This is a genomic window from Planomonospora sp. ID91781 (assembly GCF_015711595.1).
GTDB classification, from domain to species: Bacteria; Actinomycetota; Actinomycetes; order Streptosporangiales; family Streptosporangiaceae; genus Planomonospora; species Planomonospora parontospora.
In genome coordinates this window covers 2427526-2452562 of the sequence record NZ_JABTEY010000001.1, presented here as the reverse complement: position 1 = coordinate 2452562, position 25037 = coordinate 2427526, and the positions used below count along the sequence as shown (strand labels likewise).

25 protein-coding genes, 1 tRNA gene and 2 riboswitches are annotated in these 25037 nt (G+C 73.3%); of the genes, 15 read left to right on the top strand and 11 right to left on the bottom strand.

From position 1 onward, the window contains the following. Nucleotides 1–78 precede the first annotated feature (78 nt). From HS048_RS11215 to HS048_RS11205, 3 genes are all read right to left on the bottom strand, one after another. A complete protein-coding gene (locus HS048_RS11215; RefSeq protein WP_068894984.1) occupies nt 79–945 on the bottom strand; it encodes a MurR/RpiR family transcriptional regulator in 867 nt (288 codons plus the stop codon). Nucleotides 946–1100: 155 nt separating this feature from the next. Beyond that, entirely contained in the window at nt 1101–2771 is a 1671-nt protein-coding gene (gene hutU / locus HS048_RS11210; protein WP_068894982.1) for a urocanate hydratase, read from the bottom strand. Between the two features lie 298 nt (nt 2772–3069). Continuing rightward, complete coding sequence (locus HS048_RS11205) at nt 3070–5085, bottom strand: ABC transporter ATP-binding protein (protein WP_230880806.1); 2016 nt, start codon at nt 5083–5085, stop codon at nt 3070–3072. Between the two features lie 108 nt (nt 5086–5193). Between HS048_RS11205 and HS048_RS11200 the strand changes: the two genes are divergently transcribed. Further along, the gene (locus tag HS048_RS11200) at nt 5194–5565 is read left to right on the top strand and encodes a hypothetical protein (protein WP_196466914.1); all 372 of its coding nucleotides are present in this window, start codon (nt 5194–5196) and stop codon (nt 5563–5565) included. Between the two features lie 6 nt (nt 5566–5571). On the opposite strand, the gene HS048_RS11195 is transcribed toward HS048_RS11200, so the two are convergent. The 5 genes from HS048_RS11195 to HS048_RS11175 form a co-directional block, all read right to left on the bottom strand. Then, complete coding sequence (locus HS048_RS11195; RefSeq protein ID WP_068894980.1) at nt 5572–5763, bottom strand: CsbD family protein; 192 nt, start codon at nt 5761–5763, stop codon at nt 5572–5574. A gap of 70 nt (nt 5764–5833) precedes the next feature. Continuing rightward, nucleotides 5834–6586, bottom strand: coding sequence for a nucleotidyl transferase AbiEii/AbiGii toxin family protein (locus HS048_RS11190; RefSeq protein ID WP_230880805.1), 753 nt, complete (start codon nt 6584–6586; stop codon nt 5834–5836). Nucleotides 6587–6598: 12 nt separating this feature from the next. Then, nucleotides 6599–6916, bottom strand: coding sequence for a hypothetical protein (locus HS048_RS11185; protein WP_068894978.1), 318 nt, complete (start codon nt 6914–6916; stop codon nt 6599–6601). 52 nt (nt 6917–6968) lie between these two features. Next, nucleotides 6969–7748: a hypothetical protein gene (locus HS048_RS11180; RefSeq protein ID WP_068894977.1), complete on the bottom strand. Its 780-nt coding sequence runs from the start codon at nt 7746–7748 to the stop codon at nt 6969–6971. A 12-nt stretch (nt 7749–7760) separates the two neighbouring features. After that, entirely contained in the window at nt 7761–8477 is a 717-nt protein-coding gene (locus HS048_RS11175) for a FadR/GntR family transcriptional regulator (protein WP_068894975.1), read from the bottom strand. Between the two features lie 63 nt (nt 8478–8540). On the opposite strand from HS048_RS11175, the gene HS048_RS11170 reads away from it, so the two are divergent. The 8 genes from HS048_RS11170 (at nt 8541) to HS048_RS11135 (ending at nt 18205) form a co-directional block, all read left to right on the top strand. Beyond that, nucleotides 8541–9911: a glutamine synthetase family protein gene (locus HS048_RS11170; RefSeq protein WP_068894973.1), complete on the top strand. Its 1371-nt coding sequence runs from the start codon at nt 8541–8543 to the stop codon at nt 9909–9911. Between the two features lie 2 nt (nt 9912–9913). Continuing rightward, nucleotides 9914–11257 (top strand): aldehyde dehydrogenase, encoded by a 1344-nt coding sequence (locus HS048_RS11165; RefSeq protein ID WP_196466913.1) that lies wholly within the window; start codon nt 9914–9916, stop codon nt 11255–11257. Between the two features lie 14 nt (nt 11258–11271). Further along, on the top strand, nt 11272–12036 hold the full coding sequence (locus HS048_RS11160; protein ID WP_196466912.1) for a 3-oxoacyl-ACP reductase: 765 nt from the start codon (nt 11272–11274) through the stop codon (nt 12034–12036). A 2-nt stretch (nt 12037–12038) separates the two neighbouring features. Then, a complete protein-coding gene (locus HS048_RS11155; RefSeq protein WP_068894968.1) occupies nt 12039–12734 on the top strand; it encodes a gamma-glutamyl-gamma-aminobutyrate hydrolase family protein in 696 nt (231 codons plus the stop codon). Nucleotides 12735–13005: 271 nt separating this feature from the next. Further along, nucleotides 13006–13104: riboswitch (glycine riboswitch) on the top strand. Beyond that, nucleotides 13105–13200: riboswitch (glycine riboswitch) on the top strand. A gap of 33 nt (nt 13201–13233) precedes the next feature. Continuing rightward, entirely contained in the window at nt 13234–14331 is a 1098-nt protein-coding gene (gcvT, locus tag HS048_RS11150; protein WP_068894966.1) for a glycine cleavage system aminomethyltransferase GcvT, read from the top strand. After that, nucleotides 14328–14717, top strand: a complete 390-nt coding sequence (gcvH, locus tag HS048_RS11145) for a glycine cleavage system protein GcvH (protein WP_068894964.1) — start codon at nt 14328–14330, stop codon at nt 14715–14717. The genes gcvT and gcvH overlap by 4 nt, the downstream gene beginning before the upstream one ends. Before the next feature lie 78 nt (nt 14718–14795). Continuing rightward, nucleotides 14796–16205, top strand: coding sequence for an L-serine ammonia-lyase (locus HS048_RS11140; protein WP_196466911.1), 1410 nt, complete (start codon nt 14796–14798; stop codon nt 16203–16205). A gap of 221 nt (nt 16206–16426) precedes the next feature. Then, a complete protein-coding gene (locus tag HS048_RS11135; protein ID WP_196466910.1) occupies nt 16427–18205 on the top strand; it encodes a hypothetical protein in 1779 nt (592 codons plus the stop codon). Between the two features lie 309 nt (nt 18206–18514). On the opposite strand, the gene HS048_RS11130 is transcribed toward HS048_RS11135, so the two are convergent. Continuing rightward, nucleotides 18515–19141: a DUF6286 domain-containing protein gene (locus HS048_RS11130; RefSeq protein WP_196466909.1), complete on the bottom strand. Its 627-nt coding sequence runs from the start codon at nt 19139–19141 to the stop codon at nt 18515–18517. Between the two features lie 152 nt (nt 19142–19293). Between HS048_RS11130 and HS048_RS11125 the strand changes: the two genes are divergently transcribed. Beyond that, nucleotides 19294–20487, top strand: coding sequence for an amino acid deaminase/aldolase (locus HS048_RS11125; protein ID WP_196466908.1), 1194 nt, complete (start codon nt 19294–19296; stop codon nt 20485–20487). 15 nt (nt 20488–20502) lie between these two features. Here HS048_RS11125 and HS048_RS11120 read toward each other — a convergent pair whose 3' ends face one another. Continuing rightward, nucleotides 20503–20847: a DUF3618 domain-containing protein gene (locus tag HS048_RS11120; protein ID WP_196466907.1), complete on the bottom strand. Its 345-nt coding sequence runs from the start codon at nt 20845–20847 to the stop codon at nt 20503–20505. Nucleotides 20848–20958: 111 nt separating this feature from the next. On the opposite strand from HS048_RS11120, the gene bcp reads away from it, so the two are divergent. From bcp to HS048_RS11105, 3 genes are all read left to right on the top strand, one after another. Then, nucleotides 20959–21426: a thioredoxin-dependent thiol peroxidase gene (gene bcp / locus HS048_RS11115; RefSeq protein WP_196466906.1), complete on the top strand. Its 468-nt coding sequence runs from the start codon at nt 20959–20961 to the stop codon at nt 21424–21426. A gap of 73 nt (nt 21427–21499) precedes the next feature. Beyond that, on the top strand, nt 21500–21976 hold the full coding sequence (locus tag HS048_RS11110) for an HNH endonuclease signature motif containing protein (RefSeq protein ID WP_196449426.1): 477 nt from the start codon (nt 21500–21502) through the stop codon (nt 21974–21976). After that, nucleotides 21967–22039 (top strand) — tRNA-Leu (locus HS048_RS11105). The genes HS048_RS11110 and HS048_RS11105 overlap by 10 nt, the downstream gene beginning before the upstream one ends. A gap of 225 nt (nt 22040–22264) precedes the next feature. On the opposite strand, the gene HS048_RS11100 is transcribed toward HS048_RS11105, so the two are convergent. Continuing rightward, entirely contained in the window at nt 22265–22972 is a 708-nt protein-coding gene (locus HS048_RS11100; RefSeq protein ID WP_196466905.1) for a hypothetical protein, read from the bottom strand. Between the two features lie 179 nt (nt 22973–23151). On the opposite strand from HS048_RS11100, the gene HS048_RS11095 reads away from it, so the two are divergent. Then, complete coding sequence (locus HS048_RS11095; RefSeq protein ID WP_196466904.1) at nt 23152–24363, top strand: sensor histidine kinase; 1212 nt, start codon at nt 23152–23154, stop codon at nt 24361–24363. Next, nucleotides 24360–25025: a response regulator transcription factor gene (locus HS048_RS11090; protein WP_231647192.1), complete on the top strand. Its 666-nt coding sequence runs from the start codon at nt 24360–24362 to the stop codon at nt 25023–25025. Before HS048_RS11095 ends, HS048_RS11090 begins: the two co-directional genes overlap by 4 nt. Nucleotides 25026–25037 lie beyond the last annotated feature (12 nt).

Below are 25037 nucleotides of genomic sequence, written 5' to 3'. Positions count from 1 at the left end.
ACGGGCACGGACCTTCTGAGGACGGGCAGGGACCGTCGGAGGACGGGCAGGGCCGAGCCCCGGGAGCCGGGACGCCGGTCAGCAGACGAAGATCCCGGCCCGGTCGGTCATGCGTTCGTACTCCTCCAGCCGGGCCTGCGTGCGCAGCGGCGCCGCGTCCGCCATGGCCTCCACCAGCACCATGGCCAGGGCGAGCGGCGCCGCGTGCGAGTCGAACACCAGCCGCTCGCCCACCGGCGCGGCGAGGACCACGTCGGCGTCGAACGGCACGTCCCGCCGGTCGGTGATCACGGCCGTCCGCAGGCCGATCCCGCGGGCGTCCGCCAGGGCCCGCACGGCCTCTGCCGGGTAGCGCGGCAGGACCACCGCGAGCAGCCAGGCCGCCCCCGCCCGGCGGGCGGCGTGCAGCCCGTCGGCCAGCTCCGACCCGCCGTGGACCAGCAGCCGCACGTCCGGGTGGATCCGGCGGGCGTAGTAGGCGAACGTGGTGGCCAGGCCGCTGGAGACGCGCAGTCCCAGCACCGGCAGCGGCTCGCATCCGGCCAGCGCGGCGCCCAGCTCCGTGACGGCCGACGGGTCGGCCAGTCCCTCCCGGACGGCGCGGAGGTTGCCGACCTCCGCGTCGATCGCGGCCTGCAGGCCGTTGGCGCGCGGGGCGGCCCGGCCGCCCGCCCCCGCACCGGCGGGCGCGTGCGGGCCCGCCGCGCCGTCGTCCCCGCCGACGACGAGGGGGCGCAGCGCCTGCCGGAGCTCGGGATAGCCGGCGAAGCCGAGCGCCATGGCGAACCTGGTCACCGACGGCTGGCTCACCCCGGCCCGGTCCGCCAGCTCCACGCTGGACAGGAAGATCGCCTCCGCGAGGTGGCCGTCCAGGTAGCGCGCGATCCGCCGCTGCGCCGGCGAGAGCCTCCGGCCCTCCAGAAGTCGCTCGAGTCCGTCGCCCACGCCCCCTCCAACCGGCCGGGTCCCGCGGTCATTCCCGGGATCCCCGCCGCTTCCCGGCACCGCCGTCGTGCCCGAGGCCGCCGTCGTGCCCGGGACCCTCGCCCCTCCCTGCGCCGCCGTCGGTTCCAGGGCCCTCGCCTCCTCCCGGCGCCGCCTCAGCCCCGGGTCTCCGGCGACTCCCGCATCGGCACCCGGACGCCGCGCTCGTCCGCGACCGCGGCGGCCTCCTCGTAACCGGCGTCGACGTGGCGGATCACGCCCGTGCCCGGGTCGTTGACGAGGACCCGGCGGAGCTTCTCCGCGCCCAGCGCCGTGCCGTCGGCGACCGTGACCTGTCCGGCGTGGATCGACCGGCCGATCCCGACGCCGCCGCCGTGGTGGATGGAGACCCAGGCGGCGCCGGAGGCCACGTTGAGCATGGCGTTCAGCAGCGGCCAGTCGGCGATCGCGTCGGACCCGTCGAGCATCGCCTCGGTCTCGCGGTACGGGCTCGCCACGGAACCGCAGTCCAGGTGGTCGCGGCCGATCACCAGCGGGGCCTCGATCTCGCCGGAGGCCACCATGTCGTTGAACCGCTCCCCGGCCAGGTGGCGCTCGCCGTACCCGAGCCAGCAGATGCGGGCGGGCAGCCCCTGGAAGTGCACCCGCTCCCCGGCCATCCGGATCCACCGGGCCAGCGGCTCGTTGTCGGGGAACAGCTCCAGGATCGCCCGGTCGGTCCTGGCGATGTCGGCCGGGTTCCCCGACAGCGCGGCCCAGCGGAACGGGCCCTTGCCCTCGCAGAACAGCGGCCGGATGTAGGCGGGCACGAAGCCGGGGAAGTCGAAGGCGCGCCCGTAGCCGGCCAGCTTGGCCTCGCCGCGGATCGAGTTGCCGTAGTCGAAGACCTCGGCGCCCGCGTCGGCGAAACCGACCATGGCCTCCACGTGCCGCGCCATGGACTCGCGCGCCCGCGCGGTGAAGGCGGCCGGGTCCTTGTCCCGCTCGGCGGCCATGTCGGCGAAGGCCACGCCGAGCGGGAGGTACATCAGCGGGTCGTGGGCCGAGGTCTGGTCGGTGACGATGTCGATCTCCGCGCCCCGGCGGAGCAGCTCGGGGACGGCCTCGGCGGCGTTGGCCTCGACGCCGATGCTGAGCGGGCGGCGCGCGTCGCGCGCCTCGTAGGCGAGGCGGAGCGCCTCGTCGAGGTCGGCGGCGCGGACGTCGAGGTAGCGGTGCTCGATGCGCCGCTCGATGCTGCGGGGGTCGCAGTCGACGCAGATCGCCACGCCGCCGTTCATGGTGACGGCCAGCGGCTGGGCGCCGCCCATGCCGCCGAGCCCGGCGGTCAGCGTGATCGTCCCGCTCAGGGAGCCGCCGAAGCGCTTGGCCGCCACGGCCGCGAAGGTCTCGTAGGTGCCCTGCAGGATGCCCTGCGTGCCGATGTAGATCCACGACCCGGCGGTCATCTGCCCGTACATGGTCAGGCCCGCGGCCTCCAGGCGGCGGAACTCCTCCCAGTCGGCCCAGTCGGGCACCAGGTTGGAGTTGGCGATGAGCACGCGGGGCGCCCACTCGTGGGTGCGGAAGACGCCGACCGGGCGGCCGGACTGCACCAGCAGCGTCTCGTCGCCCTCCAGGGTGGTGAGCGTGCGGGTGATCGCGTCGAAGGAGCGCCAGTCGCGGGCCGCCCTGCCCGAACCCCCGTAGACGACGAGCTGCTCCGGATGCTCGGCCACCTCGGGGTCCAGGTTGTTCTGGAGCATGCGGAGCGCCGCCTCCTGCGGCCACCCCCTGGCGGTGAGCGTGGTGCCGCGCGGCGCGCGGACGGTCCGGCTGCCGGTCATGGCCGAGCCTCCCTGATGACATGAATGAACGCATTCATATTTGTCACTCGCAGGCCACGGGTCAACCCGGGAAGGGAAGCACCCCGGAGAGGGACTCCCCGGGGTGCCTTCTCACTGCCGGCCACCGTCCCGGACCCGCCCCGCACGGACGGGACCGGGGGATCGGCGCGACGGGCGCCCGCAGGCGCCCTGAACGGAGGAGAGACTCCGTAGGAGGCGGGGTTCCCGGGCCCACCCGAAAAAACCGACTTTTAACACTATTTTCCCAGTTCAGGACTCCAGCGAGGCCGAGATTTTGTCAGGAGTCTACGGAGACGGACTCCCGGCCTGTCCCGCCGGCGGCGGAGGGCACCGCGGCGCCCTCCGCCGCCGGGACGACCTCCCCGGCGGCGCCCTCTCCGGCAGAGTGCTCTCCGGTCGGCACGGTCGCGTCCTCGGCGGCGACCAGGAACTGGGTGGCGGCGAGCTCCCGGTAGAGCTCGTCACCGGCGAGCAGCTCCTCGTGGGTGCCGGCGGCCCTGACCCGGCCCGCCTCCATCACCACGATCCGTTCGGCGCGGGTCACCGTGGACAGCCGGTGCGCGATCACCAGTACGGTCGTCTCCCGCGCCACCTCGGCGATCACCTCGCGCAGGCGCAGCTCGTTGACCGCGTCGAGCTGGGAGGTCGCCTCGTCCAGCAGGAGCAGCCGGGGGCGGCGCAGCAGCGCCCGCGCGATGGCCACCCGCTGGCGCTCTCCCCCGGAGAGCATGACGCCGCGGTGACCCACCTTGGTCTCCAGCCCCTCGGGGAACCGGGCGACGAGGCCCTCCAGGCGGGTCAGCCCGAGCACCCGGCGCAGATCCGCCTCCGTCACGTCCGGCGCGGCGAAGACGAGGTTCTCCCGGAGCGTGCCGTCCAGCACCGGCGCGTCCTGCTCCACGTAGCCGAGGGCGGCCCGCAGCTCGGCCAGCGGCCACTCCCGGACGTCCCGGCCGTCGACCGCGATCGTCCCGGCCTGGTGGTCGTAGAACCGCTCCAGCAGGGCGAACACCGTGGACTTGCCCGCCCCCGACGGGCCGACCAGCGCGGTCATCCCGCCCGCCGGGACGGTGAAGGACACGTCGCGGTGGACCACCGGGCGGTCGTCACCGTAGCGGAAGGCCACGTTCTCGAACACCACCCCGGCCGGAGCCGCTCCCGTGCCCGGCGCCGCGTCTCCGGGCCCCCGCTGCGCGGCCGCCTCCTCGACGGGGAGCTCCTCGACCTCCCGGATCCGGCGCACCGCCGCCAGACCGCCCTGCACCTGGGTGGCTCCCTGGACCAGCTGGCCGACCGGCGCGACCAGGTAGAACAGGTAGAGCAGGAAGGCGATCAGCGACGACACCTCCAGCGCGCCGGAGGCCACCCGCGCCCCGCCGATGCCGAGCACCGCCACGAAGGCCAGCTGGGCGGCGACCCACGCGGAGATGCCCGCGATCGAGGTCCACCAGGCGACCGCGACGCCCCGGTCCCGGGCCCGGCGGGCCGCCTCCCCCACCGCCGCGATCTCCCGGTCCTCGGCGCCGCTGGCCTTGACCGTGCGGAAGGCCTGCAGCACGCGGTCCAGCACCGCGCCCATCTCCCCCACCGAGGCCTGCGCCTCGACCGAGGCCCGCTGGATGCGCGGCATGACCAGCCCCACCAGCCCGCCGACCAGGACCAGGATCACCAGCGTGACCAGCAGCAGGAACCCGTCCATCAGCGCCATCATCACGATCGCGCCCACCAGCATGAACACCGCGCCGACCGACTCGACGATCCCGTCGGTGAACACCGCGCGCAGCAGGGTGGTGTCGGAGGTGACCCGGGAGAGCAGGTCGCCCGGCTTGAGCCGGTCCACCTCGGAGACCCGCAGGCGGAGCATCCGGTCCACCAGGGACCGCCGGGCGGAGAAGACGATGCCCTCGCCCATGCGCTCCAGCACGTACCTGCCGAACGCGCCGACGGCCGCGCCCAGGATCACCGCGGCGGTCAGCCCGAGCACCGGTCCGGCCAGGGACCTCTGCTCGCCGAACGCGTCGATCACCGTCTTGGCGAGCAGCGGCATCGCCAGCCCGGCCAGCGAGCTGACCAGGCTGAGCACCCCGCCGAACGCGAGCACCCCCCGGTACGGCCGGACATAGCCCAGCAGCAGCCTCCAGGACCCGACCCGCCCGGCCCCGCCGAGCGGTCCGGGACCCTCTCCCGATCCGGCTTCCCCGATCCCCTTGGTCGCTTCGGTCCCGGCCACCCTCGTCCCTTCCGCACCGGCGTGGCCGTCCCCCGGCCGCCGCCCTTCCTGTCTACCGCCCATGCCGTCTCCCCGAGCGTTTCGCCCGTTTCCATAGACCAAAGTCGTCTTTCATCAACCAAAGACGACGCAGTCAACATAGGTTGACGAGATGGGCGGCGTCAACGGAAATTGACGGGGGCGGCAGACTCGCGCCAGGTCGAACGCCGTACCGGACACCGCGCCGAACAGACCACCGGATGCCGTACCGGACACCGGGCCCGATGCCGAGGTCCGTCTCGTGACCCGGTTCGGCCCCGAGGCGCGCCACCGGCCGGCCTGCCCGCGCTCGTCGAGCGGCTCGCCGTACGGCGGGACCCGGAGGTCACCGGGGCCGTCCCGCAGGGGAGCACCTCGCGCGCCTTCCGGGTAGGGCGGGCTGACGGCTCCGCCGCCTTCCTCAAGCCGACCCCGGGACCGGGGATCTGCGCCGCCGAGGCCCTCGCCCGCGGCCGTCACGACGCCGAGACCGCGCTCCTCCTGGAGCTCGCCGGGCAGGTCTGAAGCGGATCAGTGAGCGCGGCGGGCGGCGTGCTCGCGGCGCGCCTCGGCCACGGTCTCCAGGATCTCCTCCTGGGTCCGCAGCAGCTTCGCCTCGGCCTCCTCGGTCCGCCCCTCGGCGGCCAGCCGGCGGTTCCCGGTGCTCCTGCCCAGCGCGCGCTTGGCCCGGGCCTTCAGTTCACGCAGACCGAACTTCTCCACGAGGCTCACTCCTTCGTCAGGCTGGCCGACCACCTACCCGGCGACCGCCGGGCCATGCGCCCGGCCGGCCTCAGTCGAGGGCGGGAAGGTCGTCGTAGTCGGCGTCGCCCTCGTCGGCGCGGCGGAGCCGGATGTCCTCCACCCAGGCCGTGGCGAACAGCCGGACCCGCCGGATCCGCTCCTCGTCCAGCCCGTGGGCCTCGAAGTCCTCGTCGGCGATCAGGTCGACGAACTCCAGCCGCATCACCAGCTCGGCGAGGGAGAACTCCTCGTTGTGCAGGCGGCCGAGCTGCTCCAGCTCGCGGAAGCCGTACAGCTCCGCGACCGCGGCGACGTCGATGACGTCACGGGCCAGGCCCCGTTCGTGCAGGGCGCGCATCTTGAGCCCGACGGCGTCCTCCAGCCCGACGACGGGCAGGTCCGCCACCGTCACGGACCCCCGCTGCAGCGCCTCCCGCAGCAGGTCGAGCTCGCACGCCTGCCCGGTCACCGGATCGGTGACGACCAGCCGGCCCATGCGTGCCGTGACCTCGTGCGCGGTGACCTCCATCCCCGCCGCCCGCAGCGTCTCCGCCACCCCGTCGGCGACCTCCGGCAGCGGCGTCTCGGCCGCCGTCGCGAAGTCCAGGTCCCGGCTCGGCCGGTCGGTGAGGCCGTGCATCCGCATCGCGTGGCCGCCCGCCAGCACCAGCCCGAACCGGTCGCAGGCCGGGAGCACGATCCGCAGGATCCTCTCCTGGAACGGCGGGAAACCCATCGTCCGCCCCACCTCCTCCACCGGTCGCGCCCGCGACGCCGCCCTGCCCGCGGCGCGCCCGCTCATGCCTCCAGGACCTCATGCCTCCAGGGCGGAGAGCTTGCCCTCCCAGGCCCGCCGGTAGGACGGCCCGATCCCCCGGCGCAGCACCGGCCAGTCGGCGCGCAGGAGCTCGCCGTTCAGATAGGTCTCGGCGTCGGCGCGGCCGCCGCCGGTGATGACCGTGCGGTACAGGCTCATCCGCAGGCGCGGGTCGGCCAGGTCGAACTCGGTCAGCCCCGACCAGGCGAGGTGGAGCGGGAGCGCGACCACACCGGTGGCGGGACCGTGCAGGTCGGCCAGGGAGTCGGGGACCCGCCGGTCCACGTCGTCCCAGCGGGACGGGAGTGTGCTCACGCGTCCCAGTATGCCGCTGGGACGGGGGATTCGTCAGCGCGTTCGAGCCCGTCTACCGGCGGGGGCGCAGCCGGGTGGAGGGCAGGTCGTGGCGGCCGGAGACGAACTCCTGGAAGGCGATCTTGGCCTGGATGACCGGGCGGCGCCAGCGCTTCTCCCGCCGCACCGCACGGGCCATCAGGCCGGGCCGGGGACGGCGCGCGGCGGGCGCGTAGAACCAGTGGGCCCAGGGCGAGCCGGGGCGGGCCAGCCGCAACGCGCCGAAGATCAGCAGGACCGGGACGAACAGGCCGACCAGGCCGGTCCAGATCTTGCCCTTGAGCAGGGTGACGACCGCGAGCAGGAGGTTGGCGACGATGAGGCCGACCGCCGTCCAGGGGCCCTGCGGGGTCTCGCCGGAGTCCTCCCAGCCCAGCGGGCGCAGGCCGAGCAGGAGCAGGCCGGTGACCGCGACCGCGACGAACACCGCGTCGACGGAGGTGCGGCCCTCCTCCTCCCAGTAGACGTCGTGCAGGTGCAGGATCAGCGCGAACTCGTCCAGGATCAGGGCCGCGCCGACGCCGAAGAGGGCGGCCGTCACGGCGTACCAGGTGTCGGAGACGCCCGAGACGAGCAGCCCGGCGACCCCGCTCAGCAGGGTGAGCACCACGCCGAACACCACGTGGTGGATGTGCATCTCACCGACGCTGACGTTGCGGAACCAGCCGACCCGCGCCCGGATGAGCCGGACGTTGACGCGGGTGAACACGAAGGCGACGATCAGCGCGACGAAGAAGCAGAACAGCGGCAGCCGTCCTGTCTCGATGATCCGTTGATGGAACCACTCCCCCACAGTCCGTCCAGGTTATGCGAGGAACCCCCGCAGGAGTGCCGCGGTGCCCTCCAGGTGCTCGGCCACGGCGCGGCGGGCGGCGTCCGGGTCGCCGGCCAGGATCGCGGCGACGATCGCCTCGTGCTGGGCCGCGGCGTGCTCGATGTTGCGCTGGAGCACCGGGATCGCGTTCAGCAGGTCGGTGACCCGCAGGCGCGCGTCGGCGCAGGCGGCGGCGAGCAGCGGGGAGCCGGTCAGCTCGGCGATGGACAGGTGGAAGGCGGTGTCCAGGCGGCGGTAGTCGTCGGGACCGGCGGAGTTGACCTCCGCCAGGCGGCGGCGGAGCGTCTCGCGCCACTCCCCGGCCGGCTCGGCGGTGGCCAGCACCTGGGCCGCGCCGCACTCGACGGCCGTGCGGAAGGTGAGCGCGTCGGCCAGGTGGCCGGTGCCCATGTCGGCCACGGCGCGGCGCAGGTCCCCCTGCCGGGGCGGGGGCGGGGCGTAGGTGACGAACGCGCCGCCGTACCGGCCCCGGCGCACCTCCAGGTAGCCCGCCTCGGCGAGCGCGCGGATGGCCTCGCGCAGCGTGACCCGGCTGATCCCCAGCCGTGCGGCGAGCTCCCGCTCGGGCGGCAGCTTCTCCACGACGAGCCCGAGCTTGACCGCCTGGAGCAGCCGCTCCACCGTCTCCTCGAAGGCGTTGCCCGACCGGACCGGCCGCAGCACCGCCGTCAGCGGCGACTCGTCCAAACATCACCTCCGGCTCTTGACAACCCCATCCTCGGTGCACATCAATGGTCTGACACTAGCCCAATGAGACTCCGGCGAGGAGGGCGCGTGGACCTCAGCGAGCTGCGCGGCGAGGTGGCGGCCAGGCGGATCGACACGGTGCTGCTGGCGGTCGCCGACATGCAGGGCCGCCTGCAGGGCAAACGGCTGTCCGCGCGCTACTTCCTGGAGGAGGTCGCCGAGCACGCCGCCGAGGGCTGCAGCTACCTGCTCGCGGTGGACGTCGACATGAACACCGTGGACGGCTACGCCATGTCGTCGTGGGACAGCGGGTACGGGGACTTCGTGATGCGGCCCGACCTGTCCACCCTGCGCCGCGTGCCCTGGCAGGAGGGCACGGCCATGCTCCTGGCCGACCTGGTCTGGGAGGACGGCTCGGACGTCGCGGCCTCGCCCCGGCAGATCCTGCGCCGCCAGCTCGCCCGGCTGGCGGAGCACGGCTGGCACGCGTTCGCCGGCACCGAGCTGGAGTTCGTCGTCTACGGCGACACCTACGAGGAGGCCTGGCGCCGCGGCTACCGCGACCTGACCCCGGCCAACCTCTACAACGTCGACTACTCCCTGCTCGGCACCGCCCGGATCGAGCCGCTGCTGCGCCGGATCCGGCTCGGCATGGAGGGCGCCGGGATGTACGTCGAGTCGGCCAAGGGCGAGTGCAACCTCGGCCAGCACGAGATCGCCTTCCGCTACACCGACGCCCTGACCACCTGCGACAACCACGCGGTCTACAAGAACGGCGCCAAGGAGATCGCCGCCCAGGAGGGCGTGTCGCTGACCTTCATGGCCAAGCCGAACGCCCGCGAGGGCAACTCCTGCCACATCCACCTGTCGCTGCGCTCGCCGGACGGCGACCCGGTCATGGCCGGGCCGGGGCCGCACGGGCTGTCGGAGACCGGGCGGCGCTTCATCGCCGGGCAGCTCGCCTGCCTGCGGGAGTTCACCCTGCTCTACGCGCCGAACGTCAACTCCTACAAGCGGTACGCGCCGGGCAGCTTCGCCCCCACCGCCGTCCGGTGGGGCGTGGACAACCGGACCTGCGCGCTGCGCCTGGTCGGCGGCCACGGGGCGGCGCTGCGGATCGAGAACCGGGTGCCCGGCGGCGACGTCAACCCCTACCTGGCGGTCGCCGCGATGATCGCGGCCGGGCTGCACGGCGTCGAGAACGAACTGGAGCTCGAGGAGCCGTTCGCCGGCAACGCCTACGCCTCCGGCTCCGAGACGGTCCCCGGCACGCTGCGCGACGCCCTGGCCCTGTGGGAGGGCTCCGCGCTCGCCCGCGACGCCTTCGGCGAGGAGGTCGCGGCGCACTACGCCAACGCCGCCCGGGTCGAGCTGGCCGCCTTCGACGCGGCCGTCACCGACTGGGAGCTGGTGCGCGGATTCGAACGGATGTGAACATGAAGATCGTCAATCCGGCGACCGAGGAGGTCGTCGCCGAAGTCGAGCTCGCCGGTGCCGCCGAGGTGGACCGGGCGGTCGAGCGCGCCAGGGCCGCCTTCCCCGCCTGGCGGCGGGTCGCCCCCGGCGACCGCGCCCGGCTGCTGCGCCGGTTCGCCGCGCTGGTCGACTCCCACGCCGCCGAACTGGCCGCCCTGGAGACCGCCAACGCCGGGCACACCGCCGGCAACGCCCGCTGGGAGGCGGGCAACGTACGCGACGTGCTGGACTTCTACGCCGGCGCGCCCGAGCGCGACCACGGCAGGCAGATCCCGGTGCCCGGCGGCTGGGACGTCACCTTCGCCGAGCCGCTGGGCGTCGTCGGGGTGATCGTGCCGTGGAACTTCCCCATGGTCGTCATGACCTGGGGGGCCGCCCCGGCGCTGGCGGCGGGCAACACGGTGATCGTCAAACCCGCCGAGCAGACCCCGCTGACCGCGCTGCGCCTGGCCGAGCTGGCTCTGGACGCCGGCCTGCCCGAGGGCGTGCTCCAGGTCGTGCCCGGCGAGGGCGAGACCGCCGGCGCCCGCCTCGTCGAGCACCCGGACGTCGCGAAGATCGTGTTCACCGGCTCGACCGAGGTCGGCAAGGAGATCGGCGCCGTGTGCGCCCGGCGGGTCAAGCGGCTCACCCTGGAGCTGGGCGGCAAGAGCGCCAACATCGTCTTCGCCGACGCCGACCTGGCCAGGGCCGCCGCCACCGCGCCGTACGCGGTCTTCGACAACGCCGGCCAGGACTGCTGCGCCCGCTCCCGCGTCCTGGTGGAACGGCCGGTCTACGACGAGTTCCTCGGCCTGCTGTCGGAGGCGGTGCTCGCGGTGAAGGTCGGCGACCCGCGCGCCGAGGACACCGAGATGGGGCCGCTGATCAGCGCCGCCCACCGGGAGAGGGTCGCCTCCTTCGTCACCGGCACCCCCTACCTGCAGGGCTCCTGCCCCTCCGGGCCCGGCTTCTGGTTCCCGCCCACCGTCCTGACGCCCGAGGTCACCGACCCGGCGTTCACCGAGGAGATCTTCGGCCCGGTGGTGTCGGTCGTCCCGTTCGACGACGAGGCCGACGCCGTACGGATCGCCAACGACACCCGGTACGGCCTCAGCGGCTCGATCTGGACCCGCGACGTGGGACGGGCGCTGCGCACGGCCCGCGCCGTCGAGGCGGGCAACCTCTCCGTCAACTCCCACTCGTCGGTGCGCTACTGGACGCCGTTCGGCGGGTTCAAGCAGTCCGGGCTCGGCCGCGAACTGGGGGCGGACGCCCTGGCCGCGTTCACCGAGACCAAGAACGTCTTCATTTCGGAGGATTGATGCAGGGAGGACCGATGCAGCGCCTGCAGGACCGGGTGGCCGTCATCACCGGGGCGGGGAGCGGGATCGGGCTGGCCACCGCGCGCCGGTTCGCCCAGGAGGGCGCGAAGGTGGTCTGCGCCGACGTCGACGAGACCGCCGGCGCGAAGGCCGCCGCCGAGGTGGGCGGCCTGTTCGTGCGCGCCGACGTCACCGACGAGGGCGACGTGATCCGGATGTACCAGGAGGCGGCCGACGCCTACGGCGGCGTGGACATCGCGTTCAACAACGCCGGCATCTCCCCGCCGGACGACGACTCGATCCTGGAGACCGGCCTGGACGCCTGGCGCCGGGTCCAGGAGGTCAACCTGACCAGCGTCTACCTGTGCTGCAAGCACGTCATCCCGCACATGCGGCGGCGCGGCGGGGGCTCCATCGTCAACACCGCGTCGTTCGTCGCGGTGATGGGCTCGGCGACCAGCCAGATCTCCTACACCGCCTCCAAGGGCGGCGTGCTGGCGATGTCGCGGGAGCTGGGCGTGCAGTTCGCCCGCGAGGGCATCCGGGTCAACGCGCTGTGCCCTGGACCGGTGAACACCCCGCTGCTGCAGGAGCTGTTCGCCGCCGACCCGGAGCGGGCGCAGCGCCGCCTGGTGCACGTCCCGCTCGGCCGGTTCGCCGAGGCCGCCGAGATCGCCGCCGCGGTGGCGTTCCTGGCCTCCGACGACGCGAGCTTCGTCACCGCCTCGCAGTTCCTCGTCGACGGTGGCATCTCCGGCGCCTACGTCACCCCGCTGTAGCCGTGTCCCGCCCCGTCATCGGCATCACCTGCTACGTCGAACCCGCCCGCTTCACCGTCTGGGAGACGACCGCGGCGCTCCTGCCGTACGGCTACGTCGACCACGTGGTCCGGGCGGGCGGCCGACCGGTGATCCTGCCCCCGGCGGGCGACCCCGCCGGTCTGCTCGACCGCCTGGACGGGCTGATCCTGGCCGGCGGCGGCGACGTCGACCCGGCCCGGTACGGCGAGCGCCCGCACGAGCGCACCAGCCACGTCCGGGACTTCCGCGACGACGCCGAACTGGGACTGGTCCGGGCGGCCCTGGAGCACGGCCTGCCGTTCCTGGGCGTCTGCCGCGGCCTGCAGATCCTCAACACGGCCCTGGGCGGAACCCTCTGCCAGCACCTGCCCGACGCGGTCGGCCACACCGGGCACGCCCCCGCGCCGGGGACCTTCGGCCGCATGCCGGTACGGCTCTCCCCCGGCAGCCGGATCGCGACGATCCTCGGCGCGGAGAGCCAGGACGTGGCCCACTACCACCACCAGGCCGCCGACCGGCTGGGCGACGGCCTGACCGTGACCGCCCGGAGCCAGGACGGCACCGTCGAGGCCGTGGAGCTGGCGGACCGCCCCTTCGCCCTGGCGGTCCAGTGGCACCCCGAGGCCGATGACGAATCGGCCCTGTTCGAGGCGCTCGTCGGGCACGCCCGCCGCTGAGCGCGCCGCCGGGCCAGGGCCGGGAGACCCGACAGCGGCGGCGACGGCCGGAACCGGGAGGCACGGCGCTGCGGAGACGACCGGGACCGGGAGACCCGGCGGCGCGGCGACGGCCGGAACCGGGAGACCCGGCGGCGCGGCGACGGCCGGAACCGGGAGACCCGGCGGCGCGGCGACGGCCGCGGATCAGGGGGACCCGGCGGCGCGGCGGTCCCGCCGGGGGATTTCGCTCGGCGGTCCCGGGCCGTTAGGCTGGCCGCGACACCGATGTGAACCCCGTGCGGGAGAGCGTCCTGACATCCAGGCCAGGACCCCTGAAGGAGCAAGCCCTCCCCGCGAACCTCTCAAGGCAAAGGACCGTGCGGGTAGGTGCCCTCTGGAAAGCAGGCCCCCGAGGTCTCGCCGAAGGTGAAAGTCCGGTAAAAACCGGGCGAAACTCTCAGGCATCCACGACAGAGGGGGAGGATGCTCTCATCCGACCCATGCCTGAGGTGCGATCATGCCCCGACCCACGCCACTGCGCGGCGTCCATACGTCTCTCGGCGCGACCCTGACCGACTTCGCGGGCTGGCTCATGCCGCTCCGCTACGGCAGCGAGTCCGCCGAGCACAACGCGGTCCGTCAGGCCGCGGGCCTGTTCGACCTCTCCCACATGGGCGAGATCTTCGTGACCGGGCCGCAGGCCGGCCAGGCCCTCGACTACGCGCTCGTCGGCCACCTGTCCGTACTGGAGCCCGGCCGCGCCCGCTACACCATGATCGTCAACTCCCGCGGCGGCGTGCTGGACGACCTGATCGTCTACCGCCTCGCCCCCGAGGAGTTCATGGTCGTCGCCAACGCCTCCAACTACCCCGCGGTCGCCGCCAGGCTCGCCGAACGGGCCAAGGGCTTCGACGCCGCCGTCGAGGACCGCTCCGAGCAGTACGCGCTCGTCGCGGTCCAGGGCCCCAGGTCCCAGGAGATCCTCGCCGCGCTCACCGACGCCGACCTCGCCGGCCTCAAGTACTACGCCGGGCTGCCCGCCACCGTCGCCGGCCGCGAGGCGCTCATCGCCCGCACCGGCTACACCGGCGAGGACGGCTTCGAGCTGTTCGTCGCCAACGACGACGCCGAGCCGCTGTGGACCGCGCTCACCGAGGCGGGCGCGCCGCACGGCCTGCTCCCCGCCGGCCTGTCCGCCCGCGACACCCTCCGCCTGGAGGCGGGCATGCCGCTGTACGGCAACGAGCTGTCCACCGCCCTCACCCCGTTCGACGCCGGCCTCGGCCGTGTGGTGAAGTTTGACAAACCGGGCGACTTCGTCGGCCGGGCGGCCCTCGAACCCCTCAAGGACGTCCCCCCGGCCCGCCGCCTGACGGGCCTGGTCGCGGCCGGCCGCCGCGTGCCCCGCCACGGCTACCCGGTGGTGCTGGCCTCCGGCGGCAGCACGGTCGTCGGCGAGGTCACCAGCGGGGCCCCCTCGCAGTCGCTCGGCAGGCCCATCGCCATGGCCTACGTGGACACCGCCGCGACGGGGGAAGCGCTGGCGGTGGACATCCGGGGCCGCCACGAGCCGGTCGAGGTCGTCGACCTGCCTTTCTACAGGAGGAACAAGTGAGCAGCATTCCCGACGAACTGCACTACACCAAGGAACACGAGTGGATCGCGGGCGTCGACGACGGCCTGACCCTCACCGTGGGCATCACCGCCTACGCCGCCGAGGCCCTCGGTGACGTGGTCTACGTGCAGGTCCCCGAGGTCGGCACGACCGTCGCCGCCGGCGACGCGGTCGGCGAGGTCGAGTCGACCAAGTCGGTCAGCGACATCTACGCCCCCGTCGGCGGCGAGGTCGTCGAGGTCAACACCGCCGTCGTCGACGACCCCTCCCTGGTCAACGGCGACCCGTACGGCGAGGGCTGGCTGTTCCGCGTCCGCCTCGAAGGCGAGGCCGCCGACCTGCTCTCCGCCGAGGAGTACACCGCCCTCACCTCCGGCGAATCCTGAAATCTTCTCTCCCGCACCGTGATCGCGCGCGCCACCCGGCGCGCGCGGTCCCGGTGACGTAAGGACAAGGACCGATCAATGGCGATCAGCGTCTTCGACCTCTTCAAAATCGGCATCGGCCCCTCCAGCTCCCACACCGGTGGACCGATGGCCGCCGCCCACCGCTTCGCCCGCGGCCTCGACCGCGACGGCCTGCTGGACAAGACCGCCCGCGTCGAGGCCGTGCTGTACGGCTCCCTCGGCCTGACCGGCAAGGGCCACGGCAGCGACAAGGCCGTCCTGCTCGGCCTGTCCGGCGAGAAGCCCGAACTCGTCGACGTCGACACCGTCGACGAGCGGCTGGCCGCCATGAGGTCCTCCGGGACCATCCTGCTGTACCGCTCCCGCGAGATCCCCTTCGTCGTCGGCGAGGACCTCGTCTTCGAGCGGAAGATCTCGCTGCCCGGCCACCCCAACGGCATGCGCTTCACCGCCTTCGACGAGAACGGCGAGACCCTCCGCGAGAAGGTCTACTACTCCGTCGGCGGCGGTTTCGTCGTCGACGAGAACGCCACCGGCGCCGACCGCATCAAGCCCGACGACACCGAGCTGCCGCACCCCTTCACCACCGCCGCCGAACTGCTCGCCCGGTGCCGCGAGACCGGCCTGTCCGTCTCCGGCCTGATGCTCGAGAACGAGAAGGCCTTCGGCCGCACCGAGGACGAGATCCGCGCCCGCCTGCTCGACCTGTGGCGCGTCATGTCCGAGTGCGTACGGCGCGGCATCGCCAAGGAGGGCATGCTCCCCGGCGGCCTCAAGGTCCGCAGGCGCGCCCACCAGCTCCACCGGCAGCTGCAGGCCGAGGACCCCGGCAGCGACCCCCTCCAGACGATGGACTGGGTCTCCCTGTTCGCCCTCGCCGTCAACGAGGAGAACGCCGCCGGCGGCCGCATCGTCACCGCCCCCACCAACGGCGCGGCCGGCATCATCCCCGCCGTCCTCACCTACTACGACCGCTTCGTCCGCAGAGCCGACGGCGCGGACGGCCGGCCCGGCGGCGGCGCGGACGACGACGGCGTCGTCCGCTTCCTGCTCACCGCCGGAGCCATCGGCGTGCTGTTCAAGGAGAACGCCTCCATCTCCGGCGCCGAGGTCGGCTGCCAGGGCGAGGTCGGCTCGGCCTGCTCGATGGCCGCCGCCGGACTCACCGAGGTGCTCGGCGGCACCCCCGAGCAGGTGGAGAACGCCGCCGAGATCGGCATCGAGCACAACCTCGGCCTGACCTGCGACCCCGTCGGGGGCCTGGTCCAGATCCCGTGCATCGAGCGCAACGCCGTCGCCTCCATCAAGGCCATCACCGCCGCCCGCATCGCGCTGCGCGGCGACGGCCGGCACTTCGTCGCCCTCGACAAGGCCATCAAGACCATGCGCGACACCGGCCGCGACATGCTCGACAAGTACAAGGAGACCAGCCGCGGCGGCCTCGCCGTCAACGTCATCGAGTGCTGACGGCGGACGTCCGCCCGGAAGGCCCCGCCCCGGCGGCCCCGGGCGGACGTCCGGCCGTCCGGAGACATCCAGGTATCCGGGCGGACATCCGGATATCCAGGCGGACATCCGGGCGGACACTGCGAACACCGCCAAGCGCCGCGAAGTTCTCCATCGCGGACGAGACCGCCCGCCTCTGGAGCTATCGTGGTCAACCTGTTCGTGAAGGTCAGGGAGGTCGCGTGACGACGGAAGCCCAACCGGCGGACCGCTTCCTCCGCACCCACTGGCTGTTCCTGGTCGCGCTGCTGGCGGGCGGCGGCCTGCGGGCCCTCGCCGTACTCGGCTACCGCCCCGCCCTGTGGTTCTGGCCCGACTCCTTCACCCACCTCGACGCCGCCCTCGCCCTCCGCCCCACCGGGTCGCACTCCTCCGGCTACCCCCTCTTCCTGCGGCTGCTGAGCCCGCTGCAGAGCGTGCAGGCCGTGGTCGTCGCCCAGCACCTGTTCGGCCTCGCCACCGCCTGCTGCGTCTACCTCCTGCTGCGCCGTCTGGCCCGCCTCCCCGGCTGGGGCGCCACCCTCGCCGCGCTCCCCGCCCTGCTCGACGCCCACCAGATCCGGCTCGAACACCTCGTCACGGCGGACGCGCTCTTCCAGTCCCTCGCCGTGCTCGCCCTCACCCTGCTGCTGTGGAACCGCCGCCCGTCCGCCCGGACCGCCCTGCTCGCCGGGGCCCTCCTGGCCGCGGCCGCCGCCACCCGCGCCCTCGGCCTGCCGCTGCTCCTGCTGGTCCTCGTCTGCCTGGCCGTCCGCCGCGCCGGCTGGAGAGCCGTCACCGCCACCGCCGCGGCCGCCGCCCTGGTCCTCGGCGCGCACGCCGTCTGGTTCGCGGCCGAGTTCGGCGACCACGGCCTGACCCGCGGCAACGCCCACTTCTGGGCCCGCACGACGACCTTCGCCGACTGCGCCAGGATCAGGCCCACCGGCCCCGCGGCCGCCCTCTGCCCCGCCGAACCGCTCGGCGAGCGCAAACCGCCCTCCGCCTACCTCTCCGACGGCGGCTCGCCGCTGAACACGTTCCCTGGCTCCCCCGCCGAACGCGACGCGCTCGCCGGCGACTTCGCCCTGCAGGCCGTCAGAGCCCAGCCCGCCGACTTCCTGCGCACCGGACTCGCCGACCTCGCCCACGTCTTCGACTGGGACCGGCGCGTCCACCCCACCGCCGAGGACCAGAGCGCCCACGTCTTCCCCGACGCCGCCGCCTCCCCGCCCGACACCCCCGCCGCCGGCGGCCGCACCGCCGCCGAACTCGCCACCGCCTACCAGGCCGACCCCGGCGAACCGCGCCTCGTCGACCCCTACGCGGGCTGGCTGCGCGCCTACCAGGAACACGGCTTCCTGCGCGGCCCCTTCCTCGGCGTCGTCCTGGCCATCGGCCTGATCGGCGTCCTGACCCGCTGGCGGCGCCTCGGCGGCGCCCTCCTCCCGCCCTGGACCGCGGCCGCCGTCCTGATCGCGCTGCCGCAGTTCACCACGGCCTTCGACCACCGCCACGCGGTGGTCGCCGCCCCTTTCGCCTGCCTGGCCGCCGGGCTGGCCTTCGGCGGGCGCGACTCCGAGACCGCCGCCGGCACCCCCGGCGCCCCCACCGAGAACTCCGCTGAGGGCCCCGTGAACCCCCCGGGCGAGGCCGCCCGGCGGGCCTCAGCGACGGCGGACGTGCACCCGGACGGAAACCCCCAGCGCATCGTCCCCTATCGCCCGCCGAACCCTGTCGACGGCGTCCTCGTTCATCCGCGCTACGAGCTCGCCGACGTCGGTCGCGGGCCCGCAGCGTACCCCGATCCGGATCCGGTCCCCCTCGACCGTGCGGACCCGGACCCGGCTCAGCCCTTCGACTTCTTTAAGCGCGACCCCCAGCATCGCGATCCCGGTCTCACTGCGGCGGCCCCGCCGCCCCCAGCCCAGGGACCGCAGCAGCCAGCGGACCGCGACAAGCCCCAGTACTACAAGTACTAACGCCGCCAGCCACCCCGCCCCGGGATCCTCCGCCAGCCGCGCCGGCAGCCCGGGATCCAGCACCGGCGCCTCCGCCGCGTGTCCCGGGACCTCCCCCAGCCCGCGCAGCACGCCGTACCCTCCCGCCCCGGCCAGCACCAGCCCGGTGACGGTCAGACCGACGCGGTTGCCCAGATATGCCCTCATCAGCCCCTCCGCCCGCACAGACCACCCGGAAACATCCTCATCGGACCCTCCGACCCGCGCCGACCGCCCGGGAACGCCCGCGTCCGATCCCCCGGCCGCACAGCCCACCCGGAAAGACCCTCATCAGATCCCCCGGCCGCGCAACCGCACCACGACCTCGTCGCCGCACACCGCGCCCAGAGCGGCCAGCCGGTCCCCGACCTCCGCCCCCACCCGGCGCAGCAACCGCCCCGTCCCGTCCGTCTCCGCGACCACCAGGACCTCCACGCCGCCGCGGCCCAGCCGCACCCGCGCCCGGCCCACCCCGTCCACCGACTCCGCCGCGGCCCGCAGCGTACGGCGCAGCCCCGACCGGGTCAGGCCGATCACCGCCAGCGGATCACCCGTCTCCAGCGGCACCAGCCGGGGCCGTCCGGGCACGACCGCCACCGCGACCAGCGCCGCGCCCACCGCCACCACTCCCAGCGCCGCCCCCAGCACCACCGGGTCCGACCAGCTCAGCGCCCCCGGCCCGGCCGCGAGCCCGCCGTACACCGCCAGCGCCGAGGACGACCCGGTCAGCAGCGCCACCGCGCCCGCCGCCAGCCCGGACAGCACCACCGAGGCCGCCAGCGCGACCACCGCGCCCGCCGGGCCCCGGCTCGGCCGCAGCAACCGCACCGCCCTGCGCCCGCCCGCCTGCGGCCGCGGCCCCTCGGGCGCCTCCGGCGCGCCTCCCGGGCCCGCCAGGATCTCCTGGAGAGTAGTCATCACCCGGCCAGGTCTACGGCGTCCGCCCCCGCCCCGGTACGGCACGACGCACCGGCCGACGCGATTGCTGACCCGATCCGGAGGAAGAATTTACCTGCGGCCGGTTAACATGAGAACTACTCATGTATCTTCGGCGGAGTTATCCTGCCCCCATGGACGACCGCCAGCGCTACGACCGGGCCACCGCGCACCTCGAACCCCCGTTCGCCGTGCTCGACCTCGCCGCCCTGCGCGCCAACGCCACCGACATGACCCGGCGCGCCCACGGCAAACCCATCCGCGTCGCCAGCAAGTCCATCCGCTCCCGCCCCGTCCTCCAACGCATCCTCGCCATGGACGGCTACACCGGCACCATGGCCTACACCCTCCCCGAAGCCCTCTGGCTCGCCTCCACCGGCCTGCGCGACATCCTCGTCGCCTACCCCACCGCCGACCGCACCGCCGTCACCCGGCTCGCCACCGACCCCCGCGCCGCCCGCGAGATCACCCTCATGGTCGACCGCACCGACCACCTCGACCTCATCGAGACCGCCACCGCCGGACTCCGCGACCGCCACGAGATCCGCCTCTGCCTCGACGTCGACGCCGGCTACACCGCCCTCGGCGGCCGCCTGCGCGCCGGAGCCCTCCGCTCCCCCGTCCGCGACGCCGACCAGGCCGCCGACATCGCCGCCGACATCGCCAAACGCCCCGGCCTCCGCCTCACCGGCCTCATGGCCTACGAAGCCCAGATCGCCGGAGTCGGCGACGCCCCGCCCGGCCACCCCCTCACCGCCCGCGCCATCCGCTGGATGCAGACCCGCTCCCGCCGCGAACTCATCCTCCGCAGAGGCCGCATCGTCCAGGCCGTCCGCCAGCTCGCCGACCTCGAATTCGTCAACGGCGGCGGCACCGGCAGCCTCGCCACCACCACCCGCGAGAAAGCCGTCACCGAACTCACCGCCGGCTCCGGCTTCTACCACCCGCGCCTGTTCGACTTCTACCGCGGCTTCACCGGCCGCCCCGCCGCCCTCTTCGCCCTGCCCGTCGTCCGCCGCCCCGCCCCCGGCGTCGCCACCGTCCTCGGCGGCGGCTACACCGCCTCCGGCGCACCCGGACCCGACCGGCTCCCCCAGCCCTACCTGCCCTGCGGCCTGCGCTACGACCCCCGCGAAGGCGCCGGCGAAGTCCAGACCCCGCTCATCGGCCAGCCCGCCGAAGACCTCCGCCTCGGCGACCGCGTGTGGTTCCGCCACGCCAAGGCCGGCGAACTCTGCGAACGCTTCGCCACCCTCCACCTCATCGACGGCGACGAGATCGTCGACGAGGTCCCCACCTACCGGGGCGAGGGCCGCACCTTCCTCTGACCCCCGCCCCGCATGTCACCTCCGGCGGCGCCGCCTCACCAGCAGGACCGCCGCCCCGACCACCAGGACCGCCCCCACGCCGATCAGCACCGGCGCCAGACCCGGCGCCTCGTCCGCCCACAGGTCGTCCCCGGGCTCACCCGCCGGTTTCATCGGACGCGGCGAGACCCCCACCGCGTCACCGATCCTGTCCCCGACGGACGCGACGAACTGCTTCGCGTTCGCCTCCACCCTGGCCACCGTCCGCCGCGCGACGTTCTTCGGACGCACCCGGTCCGCGATGGCGTCGACCGTCTCGGCCAACTCCGCCCGCGTGCGCTCGATCCGCCGCTCCAGCTCAGCCGGATCGGTCTCCGCCATGGCTCTCCTCTCGTCGCCCTCGACGACGATCAGTCTCTCAGGTCCGGCGCTCCCCTGACACTTCGGGCAGGCCGGTAAGTTGACCAGGGAGAACCATTCCTCGGAGGAAACGTGACGAAACTCGAATCAGGCGACGCCGCCCCGGAGTTCGCCCTCCCGGCCGCCGACGGCACCACCGTCTCCCTCGACGCCCACCGCGGCAGGCGCGTCATCCTGTACTTCTACCCCGCCGCCATGACCCCCGGCTGCACCAAGCAGGCCTGCGACTTCCGCGACAGCCTCGACTCCCTCGCCGCCGCGGGCTTCGCCGTACTCGGCGTCTCCAAGGACACCCCCGCCAAGCTCGCGAAGTTCGCCGAGCACGACGCCCTGACCTTCCCCCTGCTCTCCGACCCCGAGCTGGAGGTGCACAAGGCCTACGGCGCCTACGGCGAGAAGACGATGTACGGCAGGACCACCGTCGGCGTCATCCGCTCCACCTTCGTCATCGACGCCGACGGGAAAGTGGAGAAGGCCCTCTACAACGTGAAGGCCACCGGCCACGTGGCCCGCCTCCGCCGCGAACTCGGCCTCGACTGAATGGCATTAATTGTCATTTAGTACGATTTGCCCATGCCCCAAGAATTGTCGGCTCATTACCTATACTTGGGGCATGGCTACCAAGTACAAGTACACCCCCGAAATGCTGGCCGAGGCCGCGGCCAACTCCGTCAGCATCGCCGACGTCCTCCGCCACCTGGGCGTCAAATGGACGGGCGGCTCCCATGCCCACATCAGCCGCCGCCTGAAGCACTTCGGGATCGACACCTCCCACTTCCTCGGCCAGGCCCACAGTCGAGGGCAGGCCTCTCCCCGGCGTCGCCACCCCGATCAGATCCTCGTCATCCTTCCCGAAGGAAGCCCTCGGCCCAATCCCAGGCAGCTCAGGCGAAGCCTGATCACCATCGGGGTGCCACATCGCTGCGCGGGATGTAAGATCGGGGCCGTCTGGCGGGGTCAGCCACTGACTCTGCATGTTGATCACATCAGCGGCGACTGGCTGGACAACCGGAAAGAAAATCTGCGCTTTCTCTGCCCCAACTGTCATTCACAGACGGAAAATTTTGCAGGGAAAGGCAAGGGGTCGTAGTCCAAAGGCAGAGACACACGGTTTAGGTCCGTGCCAGTGCGGGTTCGAATCCCGCCGACCCTACACGGGAAGAATAGCTCCACCAATTCAAAGCCGATGAGAATAATGCAACCTTCGCCTCGGTCGGCATATCCATACAGGGAAGCCAGCCGAGGCGAATTTAATTAATGACTCGCAGTCCATGAGTCGCCGTCGCCGACCAATCGTGACCGTTCCGAGGAACGTCACAACGCGGGACGGCTTGCATCACCGGTTCATCGGTCGAGGTGTTCCCGGATTGACCGCAGGTCAGGGCGTGAAGGGCGTCGGGGTGGGGGCGGTGCAGCGGAAGCCGTCCTGGGTGGACTCGCACTGGTCGGGCATCCGGAAGCCGTCGCCGGGGTTCCACTCGTCGCTTCCGCCCTGGAAGATGCGCGTTTCACCGTTCCCGTGTTCGCCGGCTCCGTACCCTTCGTCTCCGCGTCCTTCGAGCAGGCGGTCGAAGCCGTCGACGGGCGGGGTGCGGTGGTCGTCCAGGCGGCTGACGGCGTTTCCGGCGCGGTGGCGGTCGCCGATGGTGTCGACGACGGCGACGGTTCCGCCGCCGAGGACGGCGCCGATGACGGCTGCGGCGGCGACCTGGAAGGGTTTGCCGCGGGTGGCGCGGGCGAGCCTGGCGTAGCGGCCGGGGTGGGGTCGTTCGTCGGTCGGGGTGTGCGGGCCCTGGGTGTTCCAGCCTGTGCCGCCGGGGCCGTAGGGCCCGTACGCAGTGGGGGCGCCGGGGCCGTAGGGCCCGTACGCGGTTGGGGCGCCGGGGCCGTGGGGTCCGTACGCGGTGGAGACCCCGGTGCCGCCGGGGCCGTACGCGGCGGGGGCGCCGTACGCGTCGGTGGGGGTGTGCGCGGTGGGCGCGTCGTCCTGCGCGGGGAGGTTCCGGGTGTCTCCGTCCCGGGGCCCCGGGTCGCGCGGCGTGTTCTCGTCGTCGCGCGGCCCGGGGTTGTTGCGATCCGCCGTCACAGGCAATCTCTCCCTTTACTCACCCCCGAGGGGGTGCTCCCGGAAACCATGGTGCCGGAGGGGGCGTAAGCGGGATGTAAGGGGCGGCGCGGGCGGTGGTGGGTGTGCGACCTGAGTCGCAGACGGGTCTCCCCCTTTCGGGGGAAGGGTGCTGAGCTGGGGATACGTAGGGTGGTGTCATGTTCGGCAGACTTCACGCCTGGAGCGGGCGCCATCCGAGGATCGTGGACGCCCTGTGGCTGGCGCCGTTCCTGGTGTTCTGTGCGTCCAATTTCGTGGTCCTGGCGACGGATCCGGCTTTCCTGCCGGGGGGTCCTCCGCTGGTGGTGCACGGGGTGCTGGGCGTGGTGCTGCTGGTGCCGCTGTTCTGGCGGCGGCGGTGGCCGGTGGGCGTGTTCACGGTCGTCGCGCTGGCCAGTTTCGTGCAGTGGTCGTTCGGGGTGGAGCCGCTGCCGGTCAACCTGTCGGTGCTGATCGCGATGTACGCGGTGGCGTCGTACCGTCCGTTGCGCTGGGCGGTGGCGGCGGGGCTGGTGGCGGAGCTGGGGTTGGCGCTCTCGTACGGGCGGATCACGGAGCGGCCCGATCCGAGGTCGTGGGCGAGCACGTCGGTGTTCGTGGTGGCGGTGTGGATCGCGGGGATCTACGCGAACACGCGGCGTCGTTATCTGGAGGGTCTGGAGGAGCGGGCGGAGCGGGCGGAGCGGGAGCGGGATCAGCGGGCGCGGTTGGCGGCCGCGGCGGAGCGGGCGCGGATCGCGCGGGAGTTGCACGATGTGGTGGCGCACAACGTGAGCGTGATGATCGTTCAGGCGGACGGTGCGGGGTACGCGATCGACGGTGATCCGGAGCAGGCGCGGCTGGCGGTGCAGGCGATCTCGGCGACGGGGCGGCGGGCGCTGGCGGAGATGCGCCGGATGGTGGGGGTGCTGCGGGCGGATGCGGGGGCGGAGGACGGGGAGGTCGCGGGTGATTACGCTCCGCAGCCGGGGTTGTCGCAGTTGGACGATCTGGTGGAGCAGGTCCGTTCGTCGGGGTTGCCGGTGGGGTTGCGGGTTTCGGGGACGGTGCGGGAGTTGCCGGAGGGTGAGCAGTTGACGGTGTACCGGATCGTCCAGGAGGCGTTGACCAATACGCTCAAGCACGGTGGTCCGGCGAGCAGGGCCGAGGTGGAGATGGAGTACGGCGTGCGGGAGCTGGTGGTGCGGGTGGCCGATGACGGGCGGGGGGCCGCGGCGCCGGGCGGGCCGGGAGGTCATGGGCTGGTGGGGATGCGGGAGCGGGTGGCGATGTTCGGCGGGAGTGTGGAGGCGGGGCCGAGGCCGGGGGGCGGGTTCCAGGTGGTGGTGCGGTTGCCGTTCGGTGAGGTGGGCGGGAGCCGGGCGGCGTGATCCGGGTGATGCTGGTCGATGATCAGGAGTTGCTGCGGACCGGGTTCCGGATGGTGCTGGGGGCGCAGCCGGACGTCGAGGTGGTGGCGGAGGCGGCCGACGGGCGGGCGGCGGTGGAGGTGCTGCGCGGGGTCGAGGTGGACGTGGTGCTGATGGACGTGCGGATGCCGGTGATGGACGGGGTGGAGGCGACCCGGTTGATCCGTGCGGTGGAGGGGGGGCCGCGGGTGTTGATCCTGACGACGTTCGATCTGGACGAGTACGTGTTCGCGGCGTTGAAGGCGGGGGCGTCGGGGTTCCTGTTGAAGGATGTGCCGCCGGTGGATCTGGTGAGTGCGATCCGTTCGGTGCACGGTGGGGACGCGGTGGTGGCGCCGAGTGCGACGCGGCGGTTGCTGGAGCGGTTCGCGGTGCATCTTCCGGCGTCGGGCGGGGTGGAGCCGGGGGCGGTGTCGGGGTTGACGGCGCGGGAGCGGGAGGTGCTGGTGCTGGTGGCGCGGGGGTTGTCGAATGCGGAGATCGCGGGGCGGCTGGAGCTGGCGGAGGCGACGGTGAAGACGCATCTGGGGCGGGTGCTGGCGAAGCTGGGGTTGCGGGATCGGGCGCAGGTGGTGGTGTTCGCCTATGAGGCGGGGCTGGTCGTCCCGCATTCGGCGGGGTAGGCCGGCGGCGGT